Annotated in this window: 21 protein-coding genes and 4 tRNA genes; 11 read left to right on the forward strand and 14 right to left on the reverse strand. The window is 66.2% G+C overall.

The window, feature by feature from the left end:
• The first annotated feature begins 230 nt into the window (after positions 1 to 230).
• The gene (locus CBM2586_RS10430) at positions 231 to 452 is read left to right on the forward strand and encodes a DUF2188 domain-containing protein (protein ID WP_115661709.1); all 222 of its coding nucleotides are present in this window, start codon (positions 231 to 233) and stop codon (positions 450 to 452) included.
• A gap of 38 nt (positions 453 to 490) precedes the next feature.
• Here the strand turns inward: CBM2586_RS10430 and CBM2586_RS10435 are convergent, their stop codons facing one another.
• The 4 genes from CBM2586_RS10435 to acs all read right to left on the reverse strand — a co-directional run bounded on the left by CBM2586_RS10435 (position 491) and on the right by acs (position 5,630).
• Positions 491 to 748 (reverse strand): hypothetical protein, encoded by a 258-nt coding sequence (locus CBM2586_RS10435; RefSeq protein WP_115661708.1) that lies wholly within the window; start codon positions 746 to 748, stop codon positions 491 to 493.
• A 586-nt stretch (positions 749 to 1,334) separates the two neighbouring features.
• Positions 1,335 to 1,425 (reverse strand) — tRNA-Ser (locus CBM2586_RS10440).
• Positions 1,426 to 1,487: 62 nt separating this feature from the next.
• Positions 1,488 to 3,539 carry a sodium:solute symporter family protein gene (locus tag CBM2586_RS10445; protein WP_115661707.1) on the reverse strand — a complete coding sequence of 684 codons (2,052 nt, stop codon included), beginning with the start codon at positions 3,537 to 3,539 and terminating at the stop codon, positions 1,488 to 1,490.
• A 108-nt stretch (positions 3,540 to 3,647) separates the two neighbouring features.
• On the reverse strand, positions 3,648 to 5,630 hold the full coding sequence (acs, locus tag CBM2586_RS10450) for an acetate--CoA ligase (RefSeq protein ID WP_115687435.1): 1,983 nt from the start codon (positions 5,628 to 5,630) through the stop codon (positions 3,648 to 3,650).
• A 309-nt stretch (positions 5,631 to 5,939) separates the two neighbouring features.
• Here acs and CBM2586_RS10455 point away from each other — a divergent pair, with 309 nt between their 5' ends.
• The 4 genes from CBM2586_RS10455 to murI all read left to right on the forward strand — a co-directional run bounded on the left by CBM2586_RS10455 (position 5,940) and on the right by murI (position 10,261).
• Positions 5,940 to 6,899: a DMT family transporter gene (locus tag CBM2586_RS10455; RefSeq protein WP_115687437.1), complete on the forward strand. Its 960-nt coding sequence runs from the start codon at positions 5,940 to 5,942 to the stop codon at positions 6,897 to 6,899.
• A 98-nt stretch (positions 6,900 to 6,997) separates the two neighbouring features.
• Complete coding sequence (locus tag CBM2586_RS10460) at positions 6,998 to 7,546, forward strand: TIGR00645 family protein (protein WP_115661704.1); 549 nt, start codon at positions 6,998 to 7,000, stop codon at positions 7,544 to 7,546.
• A gap of 199 nt (positions 7,547 to 7,745) precedes the next feature.
• Complete coding sequence (locus CBM2586_RS10465; protein ID WP_115661703.1) at positions 7,746 to 9,269, forward strand: fumarate hydratase; 1,524 nt, start codon at positions 7,746 to 7,748, stop codon at positions 9,267 to 9,269.
• Positions 9,270 to 9,451: 182 nt separating this feature from the next.
• A complete protein-coding gene (gene murI, locus CBM2586_RS10470; protein ID WP_115687439.1) occupies positions 9,452 to 10,261 on the forward strand; it encodes a glutamate racemase in 810 nt (269 codons plus the stop codon).
• Between the two features lie 13 nt (positions 10,262 to 10,274).
• Here the strand turns inward: murI and CBM2586_RS10475 are convergent, their stop codons facing one another.
• Positions 10,275 to 12,575, reverse strand: coding sequence for an AAA family ATPase (locus CBM2586_RS10475; RefSeq protein WP_115663713.1), 2,301 nt, complete (start codon positions 12,573 to 12,575; stop codon positions 10,275 to 10,277).
• A gap of 129 nt (positions 12,576 to 12,704) precedes the next feature.
• On the opposite strand from CBM2586_RS10475, the gene CBM2586_RS10480 reads away from it, so the two are divergent.
• The 5 genes from CBM2586_RS10480 (at position 12,705) to CBM2586_RS10500 (ending at position 15,533) form a co-directional block, all read left to right on the forward strand.
• Complete coding sequence (locus CBM2586_RS10480; protein WP_145987396.1) at positions 12,705 to 13,016, forward strand: hypothetical protein; 312 nt, start codon at positions 12,705 to 12,707, stop codon at positions 13,014 to 13,016.
• Between the two features lie 51 nt (positions 13,017 to 13,067).
• On the forward strand, positions 13,068 to 13,724 hold the full coding sequence (locus CBM2586_RS10485; RefSeq protein WP_115661701.1) for an energy transducer TonB: 657 nt from the start codon (positions 13,068 to 13,070) through the stop codon (positions 13,722 to 13,724).
• 63 nt (positions 13,725 to 13,787) lie between these two features.
• Positions 13,788 to 14,516 carry a MotA/TolQ/ExbB proton channel family protein gene (locus CBM2586_RS10490; RefSeq protein WP_018005132.1) on the forward strand — a complete coding sequence of 243 codons (729 nt, stop codon included), beginning with the start codon at positions 13,788 to 13,790 and terminating at the stop codon, positions 14,514 to 14,516.
• 21 nt (positions 14,517 to 14,537) lie between these two features.
• Complete coding sequence (locus tag CBM2586_RS10495) at positions 14,538 to 14,951, forward strand: ExbD/TolR family protein (RefSeq protein ID WP_112773983.1); 414 nt, start codon at positions 14,538 to 14,540, stop codon at positions 14,949 to 14,951.
• Between the two features lie 252 nt (positions 14,952 to 15,203).
• Complete coding sequence (locus tag CBM2586_RS10500; protein WP_115661700.1) at positions 15,204 to 15,533, forward strand: hemin uptake protein HemP; 330 nt, start codon at positions 15,204 to 15,206, stop codon at positions 15,531 to 15,533.
• Between the two features lie 272 nt (positions 15,534 to 15,805).
• On the opposite strand, the gene CBM2586_RS10505 is transcribed toward CBM2586_RS10500, so the two are convergent.
• The 4 genes from CBM2586_RS10505 to CBM2586_RS10520 all read right to left on the reverse strand — a co-directional run bounded on the left by CBM2586_RS10505 (position 15,806) and on the right by CBM2586_RS10520 (position 19,045).
• Positions 15,806 to 16,213 carry a heme-binding protein gene (locus CBM2586_RS10505; RefSeq protein ID WP_026164070.1) on the reverse strand — a complete coding sequence of 136 codons (408 nt, stop codon included), beginning with the start codon at positions 16,211 to 16,213 and terminating at the stop codon, positions 15,806 to 15,808.
• A gap of 160 nt (positions 16,214 to 16,373) precedes the next feature.
• The gene (locus CBM2586_RS10510; protein ID WP_115687441.1) at positions 16,374 to 16,631 is read right to left on the reverse strand and encodes a hypothetical protein; all 258 of its coding nucleotides are present in this window, start codon (positions 16,629 to 16,631) and stop codon (positions 16,374 to 16,376) included.
• 261 nt (positions 16,632 to 16,892) lie between these two features.
• A complete protein-coding gene (locus CBM2586_RS10515) occupies positions 16,893 to 17,243 on the reverse strand; it encodes a hypothetical protein (RefSeq protein ID WP_115687443.1) in 351 nt (116 codons plus the stop codon).
• 707 nt (positions 17,244 to 17,950) lie between these two features.
• Positions 17,951 to 19,045 (reverse strand): YeiH family protein, encoded by a 1,095-nt coding sequence (locus CBM2586_RS10520; RefSeq protein ID WP_115661697.1) that lies wholly within the window; start codon positions 19,043 to 19,045, stop codon positions 17,951 to 17,953.
• A 98-nt stretch (positions 19,046 to 19,143) separates the two neighbouring features.
• Between CBM2586_RS10520 and CBM2586_RS10525 the strand changes: the two genes are divergently transcribed.
• Complete coding sequence (locus tag CBM2586_RS10525; RefSeq protein WP_115687445.1) at positions 19,144 to 20,085, forward strand: LysR family transcriptional regulator; 942 nt, start codon at positions 19,144 to 19,146, stop codon at positions 20,083 to 20,085.
• A 10-nt stretch (positions 20,086 to 20,095) separates the two neighbouring features.
• Here CBM2586_RS10525 and CBM2586_RS10530 read toward each other — a convergent pair whose 3' ends face one another.
• The 5 genes from CBM2586_RS10530 to pgsA all read right to left on the reverse strand — a co-directional run bounded on the left by CBM2586_RS10530 (position 20,096) and on the right by pgsA (position 22,858).
• Entirely contained in the window at positions 20,096 to 21,328 is a 1,233-nt protein-coding gene (locus CBM2586_RS10530) for a cation:proton antiporter (RefSeq protein ID WP_115661695.1), read from the reverse strand.
• A 350-nt stretch (positions 21,329 to 21,678) separates the two neighbouring features.
• Positions 21,679 to 21,752: transfer RNA gene (locus CBM2586_RS10535), tRNA-Cys, on the reverse strand.
• Between the two features lie 123 nt (positions 21,753 to 21,875).
• Positions 21,876 to 21,951: transfer RNA gene (locus CBM2586_RS10540), tRNA-Gly, on the reverse strand.
• A 60-nt stretch (positions 21,952 to 22,011) separates the two neighbouring features.
• A tRNA-Gly gene (locus CBM2586_RS10545) sits at positions 22,012 to 22,087 on the reverse strand.
• 171 nt (positions 22,088 to 22,258) lie between these two features.
• Entirely contained in the window at positions 22,259 to 22,858 is a 600-nt protein-coding gene (gene pgsA, locus CBM2586_RS10550) for a CDP-diacylglycerol--glycerol-3-phosphate 3-phosphatidyltransferase (protein ID WP_115661694.1), read from the reverse strand.
• Positions 22,859 to 22,912: the final 54 nt, after the last annotated feature.

Here is a 22,912-nt window from a genome sequence, read left to right on the forward strand (position 1 = left end):
CGCGACGGATATGAATCGTCAGCCCTTGCCAGACTCGCTCGAAACCGGCTTACCGCAGTTTTCCAGCATTAGTCGCTATGGCTTTTTGCACACAAAGCCAGATGCGTGAGCGCAATTCATTCGGGCGCGACCGTGTGACGTCAAGGGGCTGGGCAGCGGTTTCTTGTTCGGAGCATGCATACCAGTGCGCTCGGACAACTAGACTGGCATATGAAACTGAGGAGCCAATCATGCCGCGCAAGCATGTGCATGTCGTATCCGCCGGGGACCGCTGGGCCGTTGTGGCCGACGGTGGGCACGGCCGCGAAACGTTCCTGACCCTTGAAGACGCTATCACCGACGGAGCCAAGAAGGCGCAGCAAAGGCACGTGGAACTATTGATCCACGGCCGCGACGGCCATATCCGCAAGCGCAGCTCGTTCGGCAGCGATCCACGCAACATCAAGGGGTAACTTCACGCCGACGCGAGCGCTCCAGCCGCTGCGGCGGTTCAATCATCGGCTGGCAAGGTCGCTAGCCGTATCTGGATCAGGTGACGGTGTTCACGCTCGACAGCGACGGAGTCGCGCAGCAGCGCTAGCAGGCGGACCGCCTGCGCAGTGTCGTGCCCGCTAGCGCGCAGGTCGCGCAGCAACGCGACCTGGCGACGGATACGCGCGCGGCCTGCGTCGAGATGTTCGTCGGCCATAGACAGCGCCTGCTGTTCGCGCTCGCGTTGCAGAACGTTCCACTCCCTGTCCCTTGGCATGCCTCACCTTCAACAAGACTTCTTCGACACGCTTCCATACTAGGTCGGTTTTTGAAGCGAAATTCCTGATAAGGATGGGTCACTTGTCGCCTGACTTGACCGTCCGATAGTGAAATCCTGGGGCCATGATCTGTTGCTCGAAGGAGGAACACATGGGAGAGGATCAGGCGCCATATTCAAGCTTCACGATTGATAGCTCGCTGGAGCACTGGGCCAACATTCTCCAGTCAACCAGGGTCACCTTTAGCGCGCATCAAGCTGCTTTTGTCAGCGCATGCCTGCTTGAGCGAATCGGACAATTTGGACCCACTCTAGCTCGGGAAAACGACAGGGTCGGCCAACGGAACCATGACGCCATCGCTGGCCGAGATTCGCCCGATGCAACGTGCAGACGTTGTCGCGCTCCCATTGAGGAACATTGATGGCATCCAGCCGCCCTCTACGATTTTTCCAACATGGACAATGACATCCTGCCTGGACCAACAGAAACCGCAGGGACGACAGCCCGCCGAAAAAGCAAAAACAAGGGATTAAAAACAAAAAAGCCGTCCCATTGGACGGCTTCGGATTGCTTTGGACGGTGTTCTGGCGGAGAGAGGGGGATTCGAACCCCCGATGGGCTATTAACCCATACACGCTTTCCAGGCGTGCGACTTAAACCACTCATCCATCTCTCCGGGAAGTCCGCGATTATAGCAGAGTTGCCCGTCGAATCCAGTACCTTGTCACCGCCCTAGCCCTACCCCTTGCGCAGGTAGGTCACCAGCCGGTCGATCACCGGCGCGTTGCGCGGCGTCAGCAGGCTGACCACGATCGCCACCGCGAAGCCGGCGGGGACGCCGAAGGCGCCGGAGGCGATGGGGTCGACGCCGAACCAGCGGTTGCCGAAGATGCCGGTCATGCGGGTGAAAAAGGGATAGTTGACGAAGATGTAGTACACCGCCACGCCCAGCCCGGCGACCATGCCGGCGACGGCGCCGGCGGCGGTGGTGCGGCGCCAGAAGATGCCGAGGATCAGGACCGGGAAGAAGCTGGAGGCCGCCAGCGAGAAGGCGGCGCCGACCAGGAAGAGGATATTGCCGGGGCGCAGGGATGTGACGTAGGAGGCGAACAGCGCCACCGCCAGCAGCACGATCTTGGCGGTGGTGACGCGCCGCTGGTGGCTCGCCTGGCGGTCGACCATATGATAGAAGACGTCGTGCGAAAGCGCGTTGGCGATGGTCAGCAGCAGCCCGTCGGCGGTCGACAGCGCGGCCGCCAGCGCGCCGGCGGCGATCAGCCCGGAGATGACGTAAGGCAGGCCGGCAATTTCCGGGGCGGCCAGCACGATCATGTCGGGCTGCAGCAGGATTTCGGCCCATTGCACGATGCCATCGCCGTTGACATCGCGGATGCCGAACACCGGTGGATCGACCTTGCGCCATTGCACCACCCACTGCGGCAGTTCGGCATACGGGGTGCCGACCAGGTGCTCGAAGAACTCGTATTTGACCAGCGCCGCGAGCGTGGGTGCCGACACATAAAGCAAGGCGATGCAGAACACGGCCCAGGCCACGGAATTGCGCGTCTCCCGGACCGAAGGCGTGGTGTAGAGCCGCGTCAGGATGTGCGGCAGGCTGGCGGTGCCTACCATCAGGCAGAACACCAGCAGCACGAAATTGAGCCGCTTGGTCTTGCGCTCCTGTTCGGATGCCGCGGGATAAGGTTCGGTGGACGACATCGAATGGCGGCTGCGGGCCAGCGCGTCTTCGCGTTGCTGGTGCCAGTGCTGTTGCGCGGCAGCGGCATCGCGCGGGAATTCGAGTCGTTCGCGCTCGAGCGCCTTGATCTCGCGCAGCGGCGCATTGCGGGTGCGCAGGTCCTGCAGGCGGGCATCCAGCGCGTCGCGCTCCTGCGCGAAGGACTCGGGCAGCCGGGCGATGCGTTCCTGCAGCAGGATGGCCTGCTGCCGGTAGTAGTCGCGCACCGCCTGTTCGGCCGGCTCGCGCTCCAGCTGCCGTTCGCGCGCGTCCAGTTGCGTCAGCAACGTGCCGTAGCTCAGCTGCGGCAGCGGTTCCTGGTGATGTTTCCACGCGATCATCGACACGGTGACCAGGAACGCGACGATCATCATGATGTACTGCGCCACCTGCGTCCACGTGACCGCGCGCATGCCGCCCAGGAAGGAGCAGACCAGGATGCCGGCCAGCCCGAAAAAGATGCCGACGGCAAACTCGACGCCGATGAAGCGCGTCACCACCAGCCCCACGCCCTGGATCTGCGCCACCAGGTAGACGAACGAGCAAAGCGAGGCGGCCAGCACCGCGATCGCACGCACCGGCAGGTTGCCGCCGGGCTTGCCATTGCCGTAGCGCGCGGCGAGGAAGTCGGGGATGGTGTAGCCGCCGTACTTGCGCAGGTATGGCGCGAGCAGGAAGGCCACCAGGCAATAGCCGCCGGTCCACCCCATGACATAGGCCAGCCCTTCGTAGCCCGAGGAAAACAGGATGCCGGCCAGGCCGATGAACGATGCCGCGCTCATCCAGTCGGCGGCAATCGCCATGCCATTGAACATCGCCGGCACGCGCCGCGACGCGACGTAGTATTCGTTGAGGTCCGAGGTGCGGCAGATCAGCCCGATGCAGGCGTAGATCGCGATGGTGATGAACAGGAAGACGTAGCCCAGCCACAGCGCATCGGCATTGGAGCGTTCCAGCAATCCCATCATCCCCACAAAGCCGAACAGCCCCAGCGTGAACAGGCCGTAGTAGAGCAGCAAGCGCCGGCGAAAGCGCGACTGGGCTTCGGGCATGACGGGACAGTCCGTGTCGGTGGGAAGCTATCGTAACAAACCCGCCGGCGCGCGGGTGCGCGGCGGCGGGTTCAGGTTTCGGCTCGGGCTTGCCGGATCCCCGGCGGATTACTGCGCCTGCTTGAGCTGCTCGAGGATCGCCGGGTTCTCCAGCGTCGAGGTGTCCTGCGTAATCTCTTCACCCTTGGCGAGCGACCGCAGCAGGCGCCGCATGATCTTGCCCGAGCGCGTCTTGGGCAGGTTGTCGCCAAAGCGGATGTCCCTGGGCTTGGCGATCGGGCCGATCTCCTTGCCGACCCAGTTGCGCAACTCGGTGGCGAGCTTGACAGCCTCGTCGCCGCTCGGGCGCGCGCGCTTGAGCACGACGAAGGCGCAGATCGCCTCGCCGGTCATGTCGTCGGGGCGCCCCACCACCGCGGCCTCGGCCACCAGCGGGTTGGCCACCAGCGCCGACTCGATCTCCATCGTGCCCATGCGGTGGCCCGACACGTTCAGCACGTCGTCGATGCGGCCCATGATGGTGAAGTAGCCGGTGTCCTTGTCGCGGATCGAGCCATCGCCAGCCAGGTAGAGCTTGCCGCCCAGTTCCTCGGGGAAATAACTCTTTTTAAAGCGCTCCGGATCGCCCCAGATGGTGCGGATCATCGCCGGCCATGGGCGCTTGACCACCAGGATGCCGCCGTTGCCGTTGGGCACGTCATGGCCGGTCTCGTCGACGATGGCGGCCATGATGCCCGGCAGCGGCAGCGTGCACGAGCCCGGCACCAGCGGCGTCGCGCCCGGCAGCGGCGTGATCATGTGGCCGCCGGTCTCGGTCTGCCAGAAGGTGTCGACGATCGGGCAGTTCTCATTGCCGACGTTCTTGTAGTACCACATCCACGCCTCCGGGTTGATCGGCTCGCCCACGGTGCCGAGCAGGCGCAGGCTGGACAGGTCGTACTGCTTCGGATGGATCTTCTCGTCGGCCTCGGCCGCCTTGATCAGCGAGCGGATCGCGGTCGGCGCGGTGTAGAAGATGCTGACCTGGTGGCGCGCGATCATGTCCCAGAAGCGGCCGGCGTTCGGGTAGGTCGGCACGCCCTCGAATACCACCTGGGTGGCGCCGGCGGCCAGCGGGCCGTAGGCGATATAGGTGTGGCCGGTGACCCAGCCGATGTCGGCGGTACACCAGAACAGGTCGTCGGGCTTGATGTCGAAGGTCCACTTCATCGTCATCAGCGCCCACAGCAGGTAGCCGCCGGTGCTGTGCTGCACGCCCTTGGGCTTGCCGGTGGAGCCGGAGGTATAGAGCACGAACAGCGGGTGCTCGGCGCCGACCGGCTCGGCCTCGCAGGTATCGGGCTGGTTGGCGCAGACCTCGTCGAGCCAGAGGTCGCGGCCCTCGGTCCAGCCGACATTGCCGCCGGTGCGGCGGTAGACGATCACGTTCCTGACGGCCTCGCAGCCGCCCAGCGCCAGCGCGTCATCGGCGATGGCCTTCAGCGGCAGCGCCTTGCCGCCGCGCATCTGCTCGTCGGCGGTGATCAGCGCCACCGCGCCCACGTCGACCAGCCGCTCCTGCAGCGACTTGGCCGAGAAGCCGCCGAACACCACCGAGTGCGTGGCGCCCAGGCGCGCGCAGGCCTGCATCGCGACCACGCCCTCGACCGACATCGGCATGTAGATCACCACGCGGTCGCCCTTCTTGATGCCGAGCGTCTTCAGGCCGTTGGCCAGGCGACACACTTTCGCATGCAGCTCGCGGTAGGTAATGCGCGTCACGGTGCCGTCGTCGGCCTCGAACACGATCGCGACCTTGTCGGCGTTGCCGTTTTCAAGGTTGCGGTCCAGGCAATTGTAGGAGGCGTTGAGCTGGCCGTCCTCGAACCACTTGTAGAACGGCGCGTTGCTCTCGTCCAGCACCTTGGTGAAAGGCTTGTTCCAGTGCAGCAGCTCGCGGGCGTGGCGGGCCCAGAAGCCCTCGTAGTCGCGCTCGGCTTCGTCGCACAGGGCGCGGTAGGCGTCCATGCTGGGAATGGCGGCCTGGCTGGCAAAGGCCTCGGGCGGGTTGAACACGCGATGCTCCTGCATCACCGATTCGATGGCGGACATGGACTTGGTCTCCTGATTTTGGACTGGCTTTGGCTGCCACGTTACGCCCGACGGCTTACTTAAACCTGACGATAAATCCCTGCAGCCGGCAGGATCAGGCGCTGCAACGTGTTGCATTGCAGCGGGAAGAACCGGGGGGCGCGCCGCGAAAGTGCAGCCTTCTCCATTAGGCTAGCACAGCTATAATGCCGCGAGCCTGATACCTGAATGCGACGCCGGCCCTTGCCGCGCGGCGCCCACCGGCCAGCCGGACCCTTGCCCCGGGGCACCGTCGGCGTGTCGACCGGAACATCCCAAGGCAAGTTACCCGTGCCCGCCAACGCTCCTGTCTTCGCTCCCGTCTACGTGCTGTGCCTGATCGCCTCGATGGCGCTGGTCGGCAGCAACGTCGGACTCGGCAAGTCCATCATCGCCCATGTGCCGGTGCTGCTGTTCGCGCTGCTGCGCTTTGCCATCGCCGTCGCCTGCCTGGCACCGTGGTACCGGCCCGCGCGCATGCGCCGGGTCTCGCGCGGCGAATGGCTGAACCTGTCCCTGCAGGCGTTCTTCGGCACCTTCCTGTTTACGCTGCTGATGCTCAACGGCGTGCGCCTGACCAGCGCCATGGCGGCCGGCGTGATCACCAGCACCATCCCCGCCACCGTGGCCCTGCTGTCCTGGCTGCTGCTGCGCGAACGGCTGGCGCGGCGCACGCTGGTGTCGGTGCTGCTGGCGGTGGCCGGCATCGCCGTGCTCAACATCGCGCGCGGCGATTCCCACGGCGCCGGAGCAGGCAACCAGGCCTGGCTGGGCAACCTGATGATCATGGGCGCGGTGGTGTGCGAATCGATCTACGTGATCCTGTCGCGCCGGCTGACGCAGACGCTGGCCGCGATCGAGATCTGCGCCTATACGCATCTGATCGGCGGACTGCTGATGCTGCCACTGGGACTGGTGCCGCTGCTGAACCTCGACGCCGCCGCGGTGCCGGCCCAGATCTGGCTGATGGTGCTGTGGTATGCGCTGTCGGCCAGCGTGTTCTCGTTCTGGCTGTGGATGAAGGGCATCCGGCATGTGCCGGCGCAACTGGCGGGGGTCTTCACCTCGGTGCTGCCGGTGGCCGCGGCCACCTACGGCATCGTCTTCCTGGGCGAGCAGCCGGGCTGGCCGCATGGCGTGGCGCTGGCGTGCGTGCTGGCGGGGATCGTGCTGGCCAGCTGGCCGGGCCGGATGGCGCGCGGCGCGTGGCGCGGCAAGGCGGCGGGCAACGAACCGGGCGCGCGGGCCTGAGCGGCCCGGCGTGGCCGCGGTTACCGCTGGTAACACAGCGTTGCCATGGTCGCTTGGTACAATCCCCGCCGATTTTCAACTCCGCCGACCGCCCCGCCATGGCTTCCAACCCGATTCCCGAGCAGCAGCCCCAAACCCTGCGGCCGATCCCAAGCATCATCTTCGCGTCGCGCTGGCTGCAGCTGCCGCTGTACCTGGGCCTGATCGTGGCCCAGGGTGTCTACGTCTACCATTTCCTGATCGAAGTCTGGCATCTGCTCGCCCACGTGACCGAGTTCGACGAGAACAAGATCATGCTGGTGGTGCTGGGGCTGATCGACGTGGTGATGATCTCCAACCTGCTGATCATGGTGATCGTCGGCGGCTACGAGACCTTCGTCTCGCGGCTTGGCATCGACAACCATCCCGACGAGCCGGAGTGGCTCGACCACGTCAATGCGGGCGTGCTGAAGGTCAAATTGTCGATGGCGCTGATCGGGATCTCGTCGATCCACCTGCTCAAGACCTTTATCGACGCCGAGCAGCGCACCACCCATACCATCATGTGGCAGGTGGCGATCCACCTGGCGTTCCTGCTGTCGGCAGTGGCGATGGCGTGGGTCGACCGCATGGTCACCCACCCTGCCGGCGGGCACGCCAGGCATTGATCGCGGCACGCAGGGCCGACCTGCTTGCTTCGTACCGACCGCGGCCATGTGCCGCGGTTTTTGCTTTTGGGCCGGCGCGGTCGCCGGCAGCGGCGTTTGCCGCACATTACCAGCTGTAGACGGCTGTATGCAGACGGGCGGAGCGCCGCCGCTCAGTGTATGATTTCAGGCTGTGTTTCACCGCTGCCCACCCCACAAAATGACCGTCATCAAGCAAGAAGACCTCATCCAGAGCGTCGCCGACTCCCTGCAGTACATCAGCTACTACCACCCGATGGACTACATCACCAGCCTGGGCCGCGCCTATGAGCTGGAGCAGAGCCCGGCGGCCAAGGACGCGATCGCGCAGATCCTGACCAACAGCCGCATGTGCGCGGAAGGCAAGCGCCCGATCTGCCAGGACACCGGCATCGTCACGGTCTTCGTCAAGGTTGGCATGGACGTGCGCTGGGACGGCGCCACCATGGGCCTGACCGACATGATCAACGAGGGTGTGCGCCGCGGTTACACGCACCCGGACAACGTGCTGCGCGCCTCGATCGTCAGCCCGCCCGAAGGCGGCCGCAAGAACACCAAGGACAACACCCCGGCCGTGATCCACTACGAAGTGGTGCCGGGCAACACCGTCGACATCCAGGTCGCGGCCAAGGGCGGCGGCTCGGAGAACAAGTCCAAGTTCGTGATGCTGAACCCGTCGGACTCGATCGTCGACTGGGTGCTGAAGACCGTGCCGACCATGGGCGCCGGCTGGTGCCCGCCGGGCATGCTGGGCATCGGCATCGGCGGCACCGCCGAGAAGGCGATGGTGATGGCCAAGGAATCGCTGATGGAGTCCATCGACATCCAGGACATCATCGCGCGCGGCCCGAAGGACTGGGTCGAGGAGCTGCGCGTCGAGCTGTACGAGAAGGTTAACGCGCTCGGCATCGGCGCACAGGGCCTGGGCGGCCTGGCCACCGTGCTCGACGTCAAGATCATGGCCTGCCCGACGCACGCCGCGTCCAAGCCGGTGGCGATGATCCCCAACTGCGCCGCCACCCGCCACGTGCACTTCACGCTGGACGGCAGCGGTCCGGCCAAGCTGGAAGCGCCGGACCTGTCGCAATGGCCGAAGGTCGAGTGGGCACCCAACACCGAGACCTCCAAGCGCGTCGACCTGGACACGCTGACGCCGGAAGAAGTCGCCTCGTGGAAGCCGGGCCAGACCCTGCTGCTCAACGGCAAGATGCTGACCGGCCGCGACGCCGCGCACAAGCGCATCGCCGACATGCTGGCCAAGGGCGAGAAGCTGCCGGTGGACTTCAAAAATCGCGTGATCTACTACGTCGGGCCGGTCGATCCGGTGCGCGACGAGGCGGTCGGCCCGGCCGGCCCCACCACCGCCACGCGCATGGACAAGTTCACCGAGATGATGCTGGCCGAGACCGGCCTGATCTCGATGATCGGCAAGGCCGAGCGCGGCCCGGCGGCGATCGAGGCGATCAAGAAGCACAAGTCGGCCTACCTGATGGCCGTGGGCGGCGCCGCCTACCTTGTGGCCAAGGCGATCAAGGAAGCCAGGGTGGTCGGCTTCGAAGACCTGGGCATGGAAGCCATCTACGAGTTCGAGGTCAAGGACATGCCGGTGACGGTCGCCGTGGACAGCGAAGGCACCTCGGTGCACAAGACCGGCCCGGCGGAATGGCAGGCCAAGATCGGCAAGATTCCGGTCGCCGCGCTGTAACCGACCGCATTCCCCGACCACAGGCAAGACTCCCCTCTCCCGCTTGCGGGAGAGGGTTGGGGGAGAGGGCAGGCGCGCGGCAAGCACCGTGACGCCTCACTTCGTGGGAACTCCCGCCCTCTCCCCCCTCCCCCTCTCCCATAAATGGGAGAGGGGAGAAAACCATCCCTTCATCCCGCCCAGTGAACCCCGCACCCATCGGCGTCTTCGATTCCGGCCTTGGCGGCCTGTCAGTGCTGCGCGAGATCCGCGCGCTGCTGCCGCACGAGCCGCTGCTGTACCTTGCCGACTCGAAGTACGCGCCCTACGGCGAAAAGCCCGAACGTTTTGTCGAAGCGCGGACGCTGCAGGCCTGCGAGTGGATGATCGGCCAGGGCTGCAAGGCTCTGGTGATCGCCTGCAATACCGCCACGGGCCATGCCGTGGCGTTGCTGCGCGAGCGGCTGCCGGTGCCGATCATCGGCGTCGAGCCCGGCCTGAAGCCCGCCGCCGCGGCCAGCCGCAGCAAGGTGGTCGGCGTGCTGGCGACCGCCAATACGCTCAAGAGCGCGAAATTCGCGCGGCTGCTGGCATCGCTGGACGGCGAAAGCCGCTTCCTGTGCCAGGCCGGGCTGGGGCTGGTGACGCTCATCGAGCAGGGCCAGACCGACGGGCCGGCCGTGCGCGAGCGCCTGCAGGCCTACCTCACGCCGATGCTGGAAGCCGGCGCCGATACCCTGGTGCTGGGCTGCACCCACTACCCCTTCCTGGAAGCTGCGATCCGCGCCGTCGCCGGCGATCGGCTGGCGCTGGTCGATACCGGCAGCGCGGTCGCGCGCCAGCTGGCGCGCAAGCTCGACGAGCATGCGCTGGCCGCGCCGCCCGCTGCCGCGGGGCATGACCGCTTTCTCTCCACCAGGGATGCCGCGCACCTGCGCGCGATGGTGGCCGCGCTGCTGCAGCTGCAAGCCGATGCGCAGACCGTGGTGATCGAGCCGGCGCCGGCGTTCTGACCGGCGCCTGCCATCAGCGCAGGAAGCCCAGCGGGCGGTGCTCGCGCACCTCGGGCTTGATCGCATGTTCCTGGCGCAGCTGCGCCAGGAATTCGTCGGGCGTCAGCGCCTCGCCCAGCAGCACGCACTGGCGCTTGACCGTGGCAAAGTCGCCGGGCGTCAGGCAATCCATCGCATCCAGGTCAGCGCGCATGGCGTCGGTGAGGCCGGCGGCGTTGCCGTCGAGCGCCTCGTCGACGAACATCGCCACGCGCTGCGCGGGCTTGAGCGCCAGGAAGCGGATCTTGAACGAGAAGCGGCGCAGCGCGGCCTCGTCGATGCGGTCGAACAGATTGGTGGTGCAGATGAAGATCCCGTTGAAGCGCTCCATGCCCTGCAGCATCTCGTTGACCTCGGAGATCTCATAGTTGCGCACCGCCTGCTGGCGGCTCTGCATGAAGCTGTCGGCCTCGTCCAGCAGCAGCACCGCGCCATCCTCTTCCGCGCGCGCGAACATCGCTGCGATCTGCTGCTCGGTCTCGCCCACGTACTTGCTCATCAGGTCCGAGGCGCGACGGATCATCAGCGGCAGGTCCAGCTCGGCCGCGATATGCTCTGCCAGGGCGGTCTTGCCGGTACCGGGCGGGCCATAGAAGCACAGCGTGCCGCGCTGGCGCACGCGCAGCGCGTCGACGATCTTGACCACGTCGTAGCGGGTCTCGAGGTGCAGGTTCTCGAGCCGGTAGTGCGTCACCACCGGGCGCGCCTCGGCCTCGGGGCGCAGGCCCATGGCACGGTCGGCGTGTTCGAGCTGGCGCAGGATCAGCGCCTCCACCGGCTCTTCCACGTTCGGCCGCGCCAGCTCGACAAAGCGCGCCGCCGATTGCACCTGCGCCGGCGTCAGGGTCTTGCGCGCGGCCAGGCCGGCGATAAAGGCATCGCTGACATCGAGCCCGCCCAGGTGCTTGCGGATGATGTTCTCGCGCACCAGCGGGGGCGGGATCTTCAGCTCGAGGTGGAACTGGAAGCGGCGCAGGTAGGCCGGGTCGATCTGCCGGATCGAATTGGAAATCCAGATCACCGGCACGGGATTCTGCTCCAGCGTCTGGTTGACCCAGGCCTTGCCGTTGACCGACGCGCGCGTGTCCTCCTGGCCGAACAGGCTCATCAGCTCGCGCGCGCTGCCCGGGAACACGTCTTCGACCTCATCGAACAGCAGCGCGGTATGGGCCCGTCCGCGCAGGAAAGCCTGTGACACCTGCAGCGAGCGGTAGCGGTCCTTGCCCGACAGGCTGTTGCCGTCGCGATCCAGGCAATCGACCTCATACAGCTCGCAACCGGCTTCGCGCGCCAGCAGCCGCGCGAATTCGGTCTTGCCGGTGCCGGGCGGGCCGTAGATCAGCACGTTGACGCCGCTGGCGTGCTGGCGCGTGGCATTGGCCAGCATCGCGCGCAGGTAGCGCGCGTCGGTCTCCACATGCGGATAGTCGGCGGTGGTCAGCGTGGGCGGCGCGGCCGGACGGGTGAAGACCGCCATCATCTCGGCCTCGTTGGCGTAGTTGCCGAGCAGCACGTGCAGCAGCCGGTCCGACAGCCGCATCAGGTCGCCCAGGTCGGTCACGCTGTTTTCGGGCAGCGGCTGCTCGATCAGGTTCAGCGTCTCCAGCCGCGAGCCGGGCCGCAGCGACGCCGCCACGTCGGCCGCGCCGGCGCCGGTCAGGCCGGCCAGGATCTGGAACGCCTCCTGGCTGTGCGCCACCTTGCAGTCGACCATCACCGCGCGCAGGTCGCGCTTGTACTTGGCCAGCGCGGCATACAGCAGCAGCTTGCGCTCGTGGTCGGGCAGGTCCAGCACGTGGCTGAGCATGTCGATATTGCGCACCAGCAGCACGCGCTCGCCCTCGAGCCGTTGGGCGATTGCCGCGGCCGACGCGTCGAACACGGCGAACATGTCCTTGGCGTGGTGCTTGACGTATTCGTCGAGGTAATAGAACAGCGCGCTTTCGTCGAAGGCGCTGTTCCACTGGCCGTGGCGGTCGAGGAATTCTTCCGGGGTCAGGCGCGCGGCGCCCTTCCAGGCGGGCATGTCGGCGCAGCGCGCGGCCAGGAAGCGCTGCACGCGCAGCACCACGCCGTAGGGCCACACCATCTCCTGGGCGCTGACGGTCAGGACATCGTTGATATTGCTGCGCAGGTTGAAGCGCGGTCCCAGCGCGCAGACCACGCGCAAGGCAAACTGCGCGCACATCCAGTCCAGCGCAGAGCTGGACGATGCGCCCGTCATGGAGCGCAGCAGCGTCGATCGGTCATCTTCAGCAAAACGTGTGAAGTCCATGAACGGGTCCCCGAGCGCGCGATGCGCAATGGCGGGCCGCGACAGGCGCACCGCCACGTCTGCAGTGTCTTTCTATGCTAGCGCGCTTTACCGCCCCGCGGGCGCGCCCGTGCGCGGCCGGCGCCGGCCATGGTGGCCTGGGGCACCGAAGCGCGGCGCGGTGCGGTGGCGTGCCAGCGCGCATTGACTCAACCGTATTGCCCCCCTTTCTCCCGATTTGCCGCCGGGACTTGCCGGTATAACGCGCGCCGGCGGAAAATTCCAGTTGCGACGCACAAATCACAACAAATAAGAATCATTATCGTTTATACTCAGCAGCTGACACGCTGCCCCAGAGTGGCGCTCCCCGGCAACCCAGTTGAAGGAGCGTTTATCATGGAATTGCTGCTTAGCCTGCTGGTCGGTTGCGGCATCTCGCTGATCCTGTTCTCCCGCAAGTGACGGCGCACGGCCGCCGCAGTGTCGCCGCCGGCAGACTTTTGTTGTTGACACATGTTCGACCAACGCTTCCTAAAGATTACGCTCGCCGTCCTGCTGTTCCACGCCGGCCTGCTTTACCTGATCCAGAGCGGCCTGGCCCGCAAGCTCACCGAGGCCGTGATCGCGCCGGAAATCATCGCGCGCATCATTCCGCTCGAGCCGCCCAAGCAGGAGGCCCCGCCCGAACCGCCCAAGCCGAAGCCCAAGCAGGAAACCCCGCCCAAGCAGGTCAAGGTGACCACGCCCAAGCCGACCCCGCCGCAGCCCAAGCCGGCGCCGCAGCCGGTCGCCGACCTGCCGCCGACGCCTTCGGCGCCTGAAGCGCCGCCCGCACCGCCGGCGCCTCCGGCACCGCCCGAACCCGCCCCGGCACCGGTGTCGGCCGCGCCGCGTGCCGTCGGCATCGGCGAAATCCAGTGCACGCCGCCGCAACCGAAGTATCCTTCCCAGTCGCGCCGCATGGGCGAGACCGGCAAGACCGTGGTGCGGCTGACCACCGATGAAAGCGGCAAGGTCGTGAAGACTTCCGTGGTGTCGTCGAGCGGCTCGTCGCGGCTCGACCAGGCCGCGGTGGAAGCCGTGCAGGCCATGCGCTGCAAGCCTTATCTGGACAATGGCCGCGCCGTCGCCGTCACCGCGCAGCAGCCGATCGGCTTCGAACTGAACTGACCGCCCCCGATTTCCGATCTCTGATCAGACCTAAACCAAGCGAACTCACCAGGAAACCAACACATGCAGGACCTCGGACTCACCCACCTCTGGTCGCAAGGCGACTTCGTCATGCGTGCGACCGCCATCATTCTGCTGATCATGTCGCTCGCCTCATGGATCGTGATCCTGACCAAGGCGTGGGATCTGGTGCGCCTGAAGAAGATGGCGCAAGGCGCGGAAAAGCGCTTCTGGCACTCGGACGATTTCGACCACGCGCTGGAAACCCTGGGCGCCGGCGACGCCAACCCGTTCCGCACGCTCGCCATCGCCGGCAAGGAAGCCGCCCAGCACCACCGCGCCAGCCAGCCGCAGTTGCACGACGTGATGGATATCTCCGACTGGCTGACGCGCTCGCTGAAGAGCTCCATCGATGAATCGGTGGCGCGCATGCAGTCGGGCCTGGCCGTGCTGGCCTCGGTGGGCTCGACCGCGCCGTTCGTCGGCCTGTTCGGTACCGTGTGGGGCATCTACCACGCGCTGATCGGCATCGGCGCCTCGGGCGTGCCGACCATCGACAAGGTTGCCGGCCCGGTGGGCGAGGCGCTGATCATGACGGCCTTCGGCCTGGCCGTGGCCATCCCGGCCGTGCTGGGCTATAACGCCCTCACCCGCGGCAACAAGTCGGTGATCTCGAAGCTCAACCGCTTTGCCCACGACCTGCACGCCTACTTCGTCACCGGCGCGCGCGTGCGACCCACCGGCGCCCGCGCCGAGGACGGCACCGTGCGCCTGGCCACGGCACAGCGCTAAACCGCTAGCAAGGAAGTCATCATGGCATTCGGCACTCTCGAAGGGGACGACGACGAGGTGATGAGCGAAATCAACATGACGCCGCTGGTCGACGTCATGCTGGTGCTGCTGATCATCTTCATCATCACCATCCCCGTGATCAACCACGCGGTGAAGATCGACCTGCCGCGCGCCACCAACTCGCCGAACGACCCCAAGCCGCAGAACATCAACGTCTCGATCGATGCTAGCGGCAAGGTCTTCTGGAACCAGGTGGAAGTGGACCAGGCCACGCTGGAAAGCAATATCGCGCTGGCCGCGCAGCAGCAGCCGCAGCCCGAGCTGCACCTGCGCGCGGACCGCGAGGTGCGCTACGAGCGCGTGGCCGAGGTCATGGCCGCCGCGCAGCATGGCGGCCTGGGCAAGATCGGCTTCATCACCGAACCCAAGCAGTAAGCCGGCGCCTGCGCGCGCCTTCGAACGACAAAAGGGCACCTTCGGGTGCCCTTTTGTCATTGTGCCGCCAGCTTGGGCATACGTACCCTCTCTCGCGCCAGCAGCGCCGTAGTCGTTGCCTGTACCTTAGCGAGAGGCTATTGTAATGATAACAATTCTCATTTAATATCATTCCATTGACTGCGCCAGGCGCGGCATGGCCGCCCCGGATTGCACTCCCCTTACTCCCCTATCGCAGAACGGAGCCAGATGATGAGCACACTTTCCCTGCCGCTGTCGCAACCCCGTGAGGTCACCCGCCGCCGCCTGTCGCTGCGTCGCGTCGACGTGGCCGCGCAGCCGCGCCGGGATGCCGGCGCGAAGGCCGCCCCGTCGGCAATCGCCTCGGTCAAGTCCGCCGTGGCCGCCCTGCCCGCGCGCCTCGAAGCGCTGGTGCGCGACAGCCTGGGCTCGGCGCCTGCCGGCGAGCCGGTGGCGCTGGACGCGATCATGCGCGGTGCCAACACGCTGCCGATCCTGCACAACGGCGAGGTCTACACGCTGCGCGTGACCCGCTACGGCAAGCTGATCCTGACCAAATGACGCGGCCCCGCGCCGATTGCGCAGGCCGGCAGCCAGCGGGAAGCTATTCGAATTCCGCGCCAGGCGCGGACGCCACGAACGTGGCAGCAAAGACTTTTGTGGGGACCACCTCGGAACGAGGTGTTGGGCAGTAGCCATGTATGCGTGCCGCGGGCGGGAGTCAGACCCCACGCCAGGCCGGCCGTACCCAGCCATGCCCTCTTTTATGCCGCCCCGCAGGCCTGGCCTGCGGGGCTTTTTCATGCACCGGCGCCAGCGCCAGCGCGATCGCCTTACAGGCCCAGCGCGGCGATGCCGGCACGCGCGACCTGCGCGTCCTCGGTCGACTTCACGCCCGACACGCCGACGGCGCCAACCACCTGCTCGTTGCAGACGATGGGCACGCCGCCCTCCAGCATGCCCTGCAGCACGGGCGCCGTCATGAACGAGTAGCGGCCGTTGTTGATCATGTCTTCATAGACCTTCGACTCACGGCGGCCCAGCGCCGAGGTACGGGCCTTCTCGCCGGCGATATAGGCCGAGATCGGCGCGGCGCCGTCCAGGCGTTGCATGGCCAGCAAATGGCCGCCATCGTCGACCACGACGATCGACACGGCCCAGTGATGGTTCTTTGCCTCGGTTTCCGCTGCGGCCATGATCTTCTTCACATCGTCTGCCGTCAGAACCGTCTTTTGCTGCATGCCACTCTCCTGGTCATTGATTTGGATAGAGGCCGAAGTATAGCGCCGCACCTGCGCCACCGTCATGGCAGGCGGGCTGCCGAGTCCTGCCCACTGGGCTCACCACGGCAAAACGGCCCGCGAGCGGGCCATTGGTCATGCGACGGCTGCGGCGGTGCGATCAGGCGCCGTCGGTGAACGCGTCGGGCTTGCCCACCCGGGCGCCGTCGGTATACGGGTCGGTCTTGCCGACACGCGCGCCGTCGGTGAACGGATCCGGCTTGCCGACCTTGGCGCCATCGGTGTACGGGTCGACCGCTCCGATCCTGGCGCCGTCGAGATACGGGTCGACCTTGCCGACGGCGGCGAACGAGGCGGTGGACACAGTGCCCAGGACGGCCAGCGCGGCGGCGGCAATCACGGCTTGTTTGATCTTCATGAGATTCCCCTTGCTTCTTGGTTGGTCACGGCATCGCACGCCAGATGAACCAGCGTCATCGCGATGTCACACAAGCAGTTTAGGGAAAACCCTTATCCGGGTGCAGGTGATGCTTTGAGCAGTCTGTTCAAATATTTTGACCTCGATCAAATTGCGCCACGCAGCCCGGAACCAGCCTGGCGCTGTTATGTCCCTCGCAGCGCCAAAACGAAGGGGCCCGCAATGGGGCCCCTTCAACGGAAAGCTGTATCGAGGACGCGCTCAGTCGCGCCATTTGCCGTGGCCGTGGCCATGTCCATGGCCACGGTGATAGCCCGGGGGGCCGTAGTAGCCGCGATGGCCGCCGTAATACCGCGGCGGGCCGTAATAGCCGGGACCATAGTAAACCGGGCGCGGGCGAACCACCACCGCCGGCGGGCCGTAGTACACCGGAGCCGGCGCCACTACGACCGGCGGCGGGCCATAGTAGGCCGGAGCGGGCGGATAATACGCCGGCGCACCGATCACCACGCCCGGAACGCCGACGGAGACACCGACACTCACATGGGCCATGGCTGCGCCAGACGCCAACCCGGCGGCAATACCGAATGCTGCAAGCCACCAACGTTTCATATCCGCCTCTCAAAGTGGGATGTCTCGTAACCCATATTGTAGGGGTTCGGAATTTTCCAGGTGCAACGGCGCACACGACATTGTTACCAGCCGTAACAGTGTCGTCACTTTTCGCTTGAGACGGGCCTGAGGGTGTCGGCGCGCGCCCTCCCCTTCCGTCTCAGTAGCAGCTTGCATCCGGGATGCGGAGCCACCACAATATCGGGCTTGCCGCGCGCTGCAGCAACCTTGCCTGGTATGTTCCCGGCCGGGAACAGGCAGCGCTCGCGCCCGAGTGGTGAAATCGGTAGACACAAGGGACTTGAACAATTTGAGCCTTCGGGGGGAAACGCCCGAAGTGACGCCCGTCAAATTCGGCGAACGCCCTGGATGCATGGCATCCGAGCCAACGCCGAGCCAAGCCCATCCGCATGGTTGGGAAGGTGTAGAGAGCAGACGGCGGGCACCTACGGCCGCGAGGCTATGGTGAAGGCGTGCTCCAGCCCACGAACAGCGTCCGCGCTGGCGGCGAAAGCCGAAGCGGGAAGAAAATCCCTCGCCGCAAGGCGTGCCGGTTCGATTCCGGCCTCGGGCACCAATCCGCACTTGCCACCCTTTGCATGGCGGCGACACGGGCCGCTGGTCACTGCTGGCGGCGGCCAGAATTACGGCAATACAAAAAGGGGGCCATCGCCCCCCTTTTTTTGCCTGGCTCCGGACCGCGCCGGTCACGCCATCACATAGCACATCAGCGCCCCCACCCCCATCAGGAACACAAACAGCACCCCGGCCAATGCCAGCGGCTTGCGGCCGGCGCGCACCAGGTCGCCGATGCGGGTGTGCAGGCCGATCGCCAGCATCGCGCAGGCCAGCAGCCAGTTGTCGAACGCAATCAGCGGCGCCTTCCAGTCAGCGGGCACGGCACCCGCCGAGTTGACCGCCATCACCGCGACAAAGCCCACCGCGAACCACGGCACCGACTTCATGATGCCGCGCAGGCGGCCAGCACCGGCGCCGGACTGGGCTTGCTGCGAGCCGCCCTGCGGCCACAGCGCCATCACCAGCAGCAGCGGGCCCAGGGCCAGCACGCGCACCATCTTGGCCACCACGGCGGCGTCGGCGGTCGGCTCGCTGATCATCTTGCCGGCCGCGATCACTTGGGCCACCTCGTGCAGCGTCGCGCCGGTGAAGATGCCGAACATGCGCTCGCTCACGGCCCAGTGCCAGTGGCCGGTGGCCAGTTCGTACAGGTAGGGATAGAGCAGCATGCCGACGGTACCGAACAGCACCACCGTCGCCACCGCCACGGCGGTCTGCTTGTCGTCGGTGCGCACCACCGACGACACCGCGATGGCCGCGGCCGCGCCGCAGATGGCACTGCCGGAGCTGACCAGGATCGCCTCGCGGCGGCTCAGGCCGAACCAGGCCGTGCCCACCCAGGTGCCAAACAGCAGCGTGGCGGCCAGCATGGTCAGGGGCACCGCGATACCCGGCAGGCCCAGCGCCACGATCGAGGCGAAGGTTAGGCGCAGGCCGTACAGCGCCACGCCCAGCCGCAGCAGGTGGTGTCGCGCCACCTGCATGCCGGGGGCCAGCGGCGCCAGCCAGTGACGCGGCAGCGTATTGGCCGCGACCATGCCGGCGCACATGGCCAGCGTCAGCGCGCTGAGACCATAGCGCGATACCGCCGGGTGCTCGGCCAGCGCAATCGCCAGCCACGCGATGCCGCCCAGCGGGAGCAGCGTGAGCAAGCGCTGCGACCAGGGCGGCGGCAAGGCCGGCGCGGCGGTTGGAGTGGTGCGGGGGCTTGAGACGGAAGACATGGCAGGCTCGGGTTGTGGGCTCTAGTGGCTCAAGCGTAATGGCCCCCATCTAACCCGTAAAACGGGTAATATCGTTATGCGTTATTGATATTTTCGATATGGACCTTCACTCCAACCCGCCAGCCGCGCCGCGGCCGGAGCAGCGCCCGCTGCGACTGACGCTGCGCCAGTTGTCCGTCTTTGTGGCGGTGGCCCAGCATGGCAGCACCATGGCGGCGGCGCAGGCGCTGGCGATGTCGCAGTCCGCGGTCAGCGCGTCGCTGGCGGAGCTGGAGCGCGCGCTGGACAGCCCGCTGTTCGACCGCATCGCGCGCCGCCTCAGCATCAATGAGACCGGTCGACAATTTTTTCCGCGCGCGCTGTCGCTGCTGGACCAGGCGCAGGAACTGGAGCGTTTTGCCGGCCAGGCCGGGGTCCAGCTGCGCATCGCCGCCAGCAATACCATCGGCAGCTACATGCTGCCGCCGCTGCTGGCCGGCTTCCGCCATTCGCGCAGCGGCCCGTGCACGCTGGACCTGCGCATCGGCAATACCCGCGAGGTGCTGCAGTCGCTGCTTCAGTTCGAGGCCGACATCGGCCTAGTCGAAGGCGCCAGCCACGAACGCGACCTGCGCAGCGTACGCTGGTGCGACGACGAGATGGTGGTGATCGTCGGTCCCTCCCATCCGCTGGCTGCGGCCCCCCAAGACCTGGTGGCACTGCGCGATGCCGAGTGGATCGTGCGCGAGCCCGGCTCGGGCACGCGCGAGGTGATCGAGGAGCGGCTGGTGCCGCTGCTGGGCGAACTGCGCTTTGCGCTGGAACTGGGCAACGCCGAGGCCATCAAGCGGGCGGTGATGAGCGGCTTCGGCGTCAGCTGCCTGTCCCTGCATGTGGTGCGCGACGAACTGGAGCGCGGCACGCTGGTGGCGATCCGCGACGGCCTGCCGCGCATCGTGCGGCCCCTGCAACTGGTGGTGCACCAGGACAAGTTCCCGACCCAGGGGCTGCTGGCGTTCACTGAATACCTGCGCACCATGGCGCCGCGCATCGGCGCCTGAAGCAAGCCGGTCAGGCCGGTTGGGGATCCGCGCCGCGGCTGCGGCGCGCCGTGTACAGGTCGAGCATGTGGAACAGCACGGGATTGAGCATGATCGACAGCAGCGCGCCGGCCAGGATCAGTGCCTGGCCGCGCTCGGGCAGGATCTTCAGATAGACGCCCAGGCTGGCGAGGATGAACGAGAACTCGCCGATCTGCGCCAGGCTGACGGCAATGGTCATGCCGGTCTGCCCCGAATGCCCGAAGGCGCGCACGATGCCCAGCGCCGCCAGCGACTTGCCGACCACGATGATAAACACCGTGGCCAGCACGCCCCAGGGGTCGTTCACCAGCACCATCGGGTCGAACAGCATGCCCACGGAGACGAAGAACAGCACGGCAAAGGCGTCGCGCAGCGGCAGCGATTCCTCGGCCGCGCGATGGCTGAATTCGGATTCGGCCAGCACCATGCCCGCGAAGAATGCGCCCAGCGCGAACGACACGCCGAACAGCGCATAGGCGCCATAGGCCACGCCCAGCGCCGTTGCCAGAACGCCCAGCCGGAACATCTCGCGGTTGCCGGTCCAGACGATGCGCTCGAGCATCCACGGGATAAAGCGGCGACCGATCACCAGCATCACCGCAACGAACGCCGCGACCTTGCCCAGCGTGGCGAAAATCGCCAGCACCACCTCGCCCGTGCCCGGGCCGGCATCGCCGGCAGCCGCGCCCGTGCCGGCGAGCAGGCCCGCCAGCGCCGGCAGCAGCACCAGCGCCAACACCATCGCCAGGTCTTCGACGATGAGCCAGCCGACGGCGATGCGTCCCTGCGGCGATTCCACCAGGTTGCGCTCCTGCAAGGCCTTGAGCAGCACCACGGTGCTGGCCACCGACAGCGCCAGCCCGTACACCAGTCCCTGCCCCCACGACCAGCCGAAGCCCCACGCCACCAGCATGCCCATCAGCGTGGCGATGCCGATCTGCACCACCGCGCCCGGAATGGCGATGCGCTTGACCGCCATCAGGTCCTTGATCGAGAAATGCAGGCCCACGCCGAACATCAGCAGGATCACGCCCAACTCGGCCAGTTCGGGCGCCAGCGCCTGGTCGGCGGTGTAGCCGGGGGTATGCGGCCCCACCACGATGCCCGCGCAGAGGTAGCCGATCAACGGCGGCAGGCGCAGCCGGCTGGCGACCGCGCCAAGGATAAAGGCCAGGACGATACCGCCGACGATGGTGCTGATAAGCGGGGTGGCGTGATGCATGCGTGCGGGATTCCTCGTGTCAGGGGCTGAACGGCTAACCCGCTCCCTTGCCCTGGCAAGTGGCACAGCGCATCCCGCGCGCACCAGCGGTCAGCGCGGGACAGTCGCCGCAACCATCGGCAGCAGCATCGGAACGGGGAAGAAACGGGAAATGCCGCAGCGGCCCCGGACACGCTGGCGGCGCGTCACGGATCGGGGATGGCGATTGACATGCTGCCCCGCGAGCCAAGCCGCGGAGCCCCCCGAAAAGCGTACGACAGGAGTAATGTAACATGCCCGCCACGTCCGGGCGGTTGCAAGCGGTCCGGGAAAACAAAAACGGCGCCAAAAGGCGCCGTTCTGCTTGCAACTGGAGGCGGAGGTCGGAATCGAACCGGCGTACACGGCTTTGCAGGCCGCTGCATAACCACTCTGCCACCCCGCCAGGTGACGTGCTGCTGGATTGTATCCGCAATCAGCCGAGGCTGCCGCAGCGCTTCGACGCGGCATGCCGCTGTGCGGCGATTCAACCCAAACAAAAAGGGAAGCGTTGCTTCCCTCTGGGGATTGGAGCGGGAGACGAGTCTCGAACTCGCGACCTCAACCTTGGCAAGGTTGCGCTCTACCAACTGAGCTACTCCCGCATACAACTTTGACTGCCAGCCCCGCATCGCGATGACCGCGACGCCGGACCTGATTTGACCTGGAGCGGGAGACGAGTCTCGAACTCGCGACCTCAACCTTGGCAAGGTTGCGCTCTACCAACTGAGCTACTCCCGCAGGGCACTACTGAAATCCGATGAAGGTGTTTTATGCTGCAACACGCCGATATCTCACAACATCTTGCGCCAAACCCACCTTATCTCGCTGCTTTCGTTTGCGTCGTCAGCAACGAGAATGAGATTATGCAAAGAACCGCCCTCCCCGTCAACCACTTTTTCGAATTTCTTTTCATTTCGGCGCGCCTGCGCGCGCCACCACGTTGCTGCGTTCGCGGATCTGCGGCCACGCCAGCTTCATGTAGTAGATCATCGACCACAGCGTCAGCACCGCCGCCACGTAGATCATCCAGGTGCCGAGCCGGTGGGCATCGAAGCCGAACAGGCGGTCGCCGAACAGCAGCAGCGGAATCGCAACCATCTGCACGGTGGTCTTGAGCTTGCCGAGGAAATTCACCGCGACACTCTTGGAGGCGCCGATCTGCGCCATCCACTCGCGCAGCGCCGAAATCGTGATTTCGCGCCCGATGATGACCAGCGCGATCAGGTCGGTGACCCGGTCCAGCGCCAGCAGCGACAGCAGTGCCGCGGTCACCATCAGCTTGTCGGCGACCGGGTCCAGGAACGCGCCGAACGACGAAGTCTGGTTCCACCGCCGCGCGAGGAAGCCGTCCAGCCAGTCGGTCACCGCGGCGATGATGAAGAACGCCGCCGCAGTCAGGTTCTTGGTGTGCATCGGCAGCCAAGCGTCGGGCAGGTAGAAGACGCCTACCACCAGTGGAATCATGGCGACGCGAAGCCAGGTCAGCAGGATCGGGATATTGAAGGGCATGGAACTCGGACGGCGGGGGACGGTAACCAATCCTGCGATTGTCGCCGATTTCGG

It is taken from the genome of Cupriavidus taiwanensis, from assembly GCF_900250115.1.
Taxonomy (GTDB): Bacteria; Pseudomonadota; Gammaproteobacteria; order Burkholderiales; family Burkholderiaceae; genus Cupriavidus; species Cupriavidus taiwanensis_B.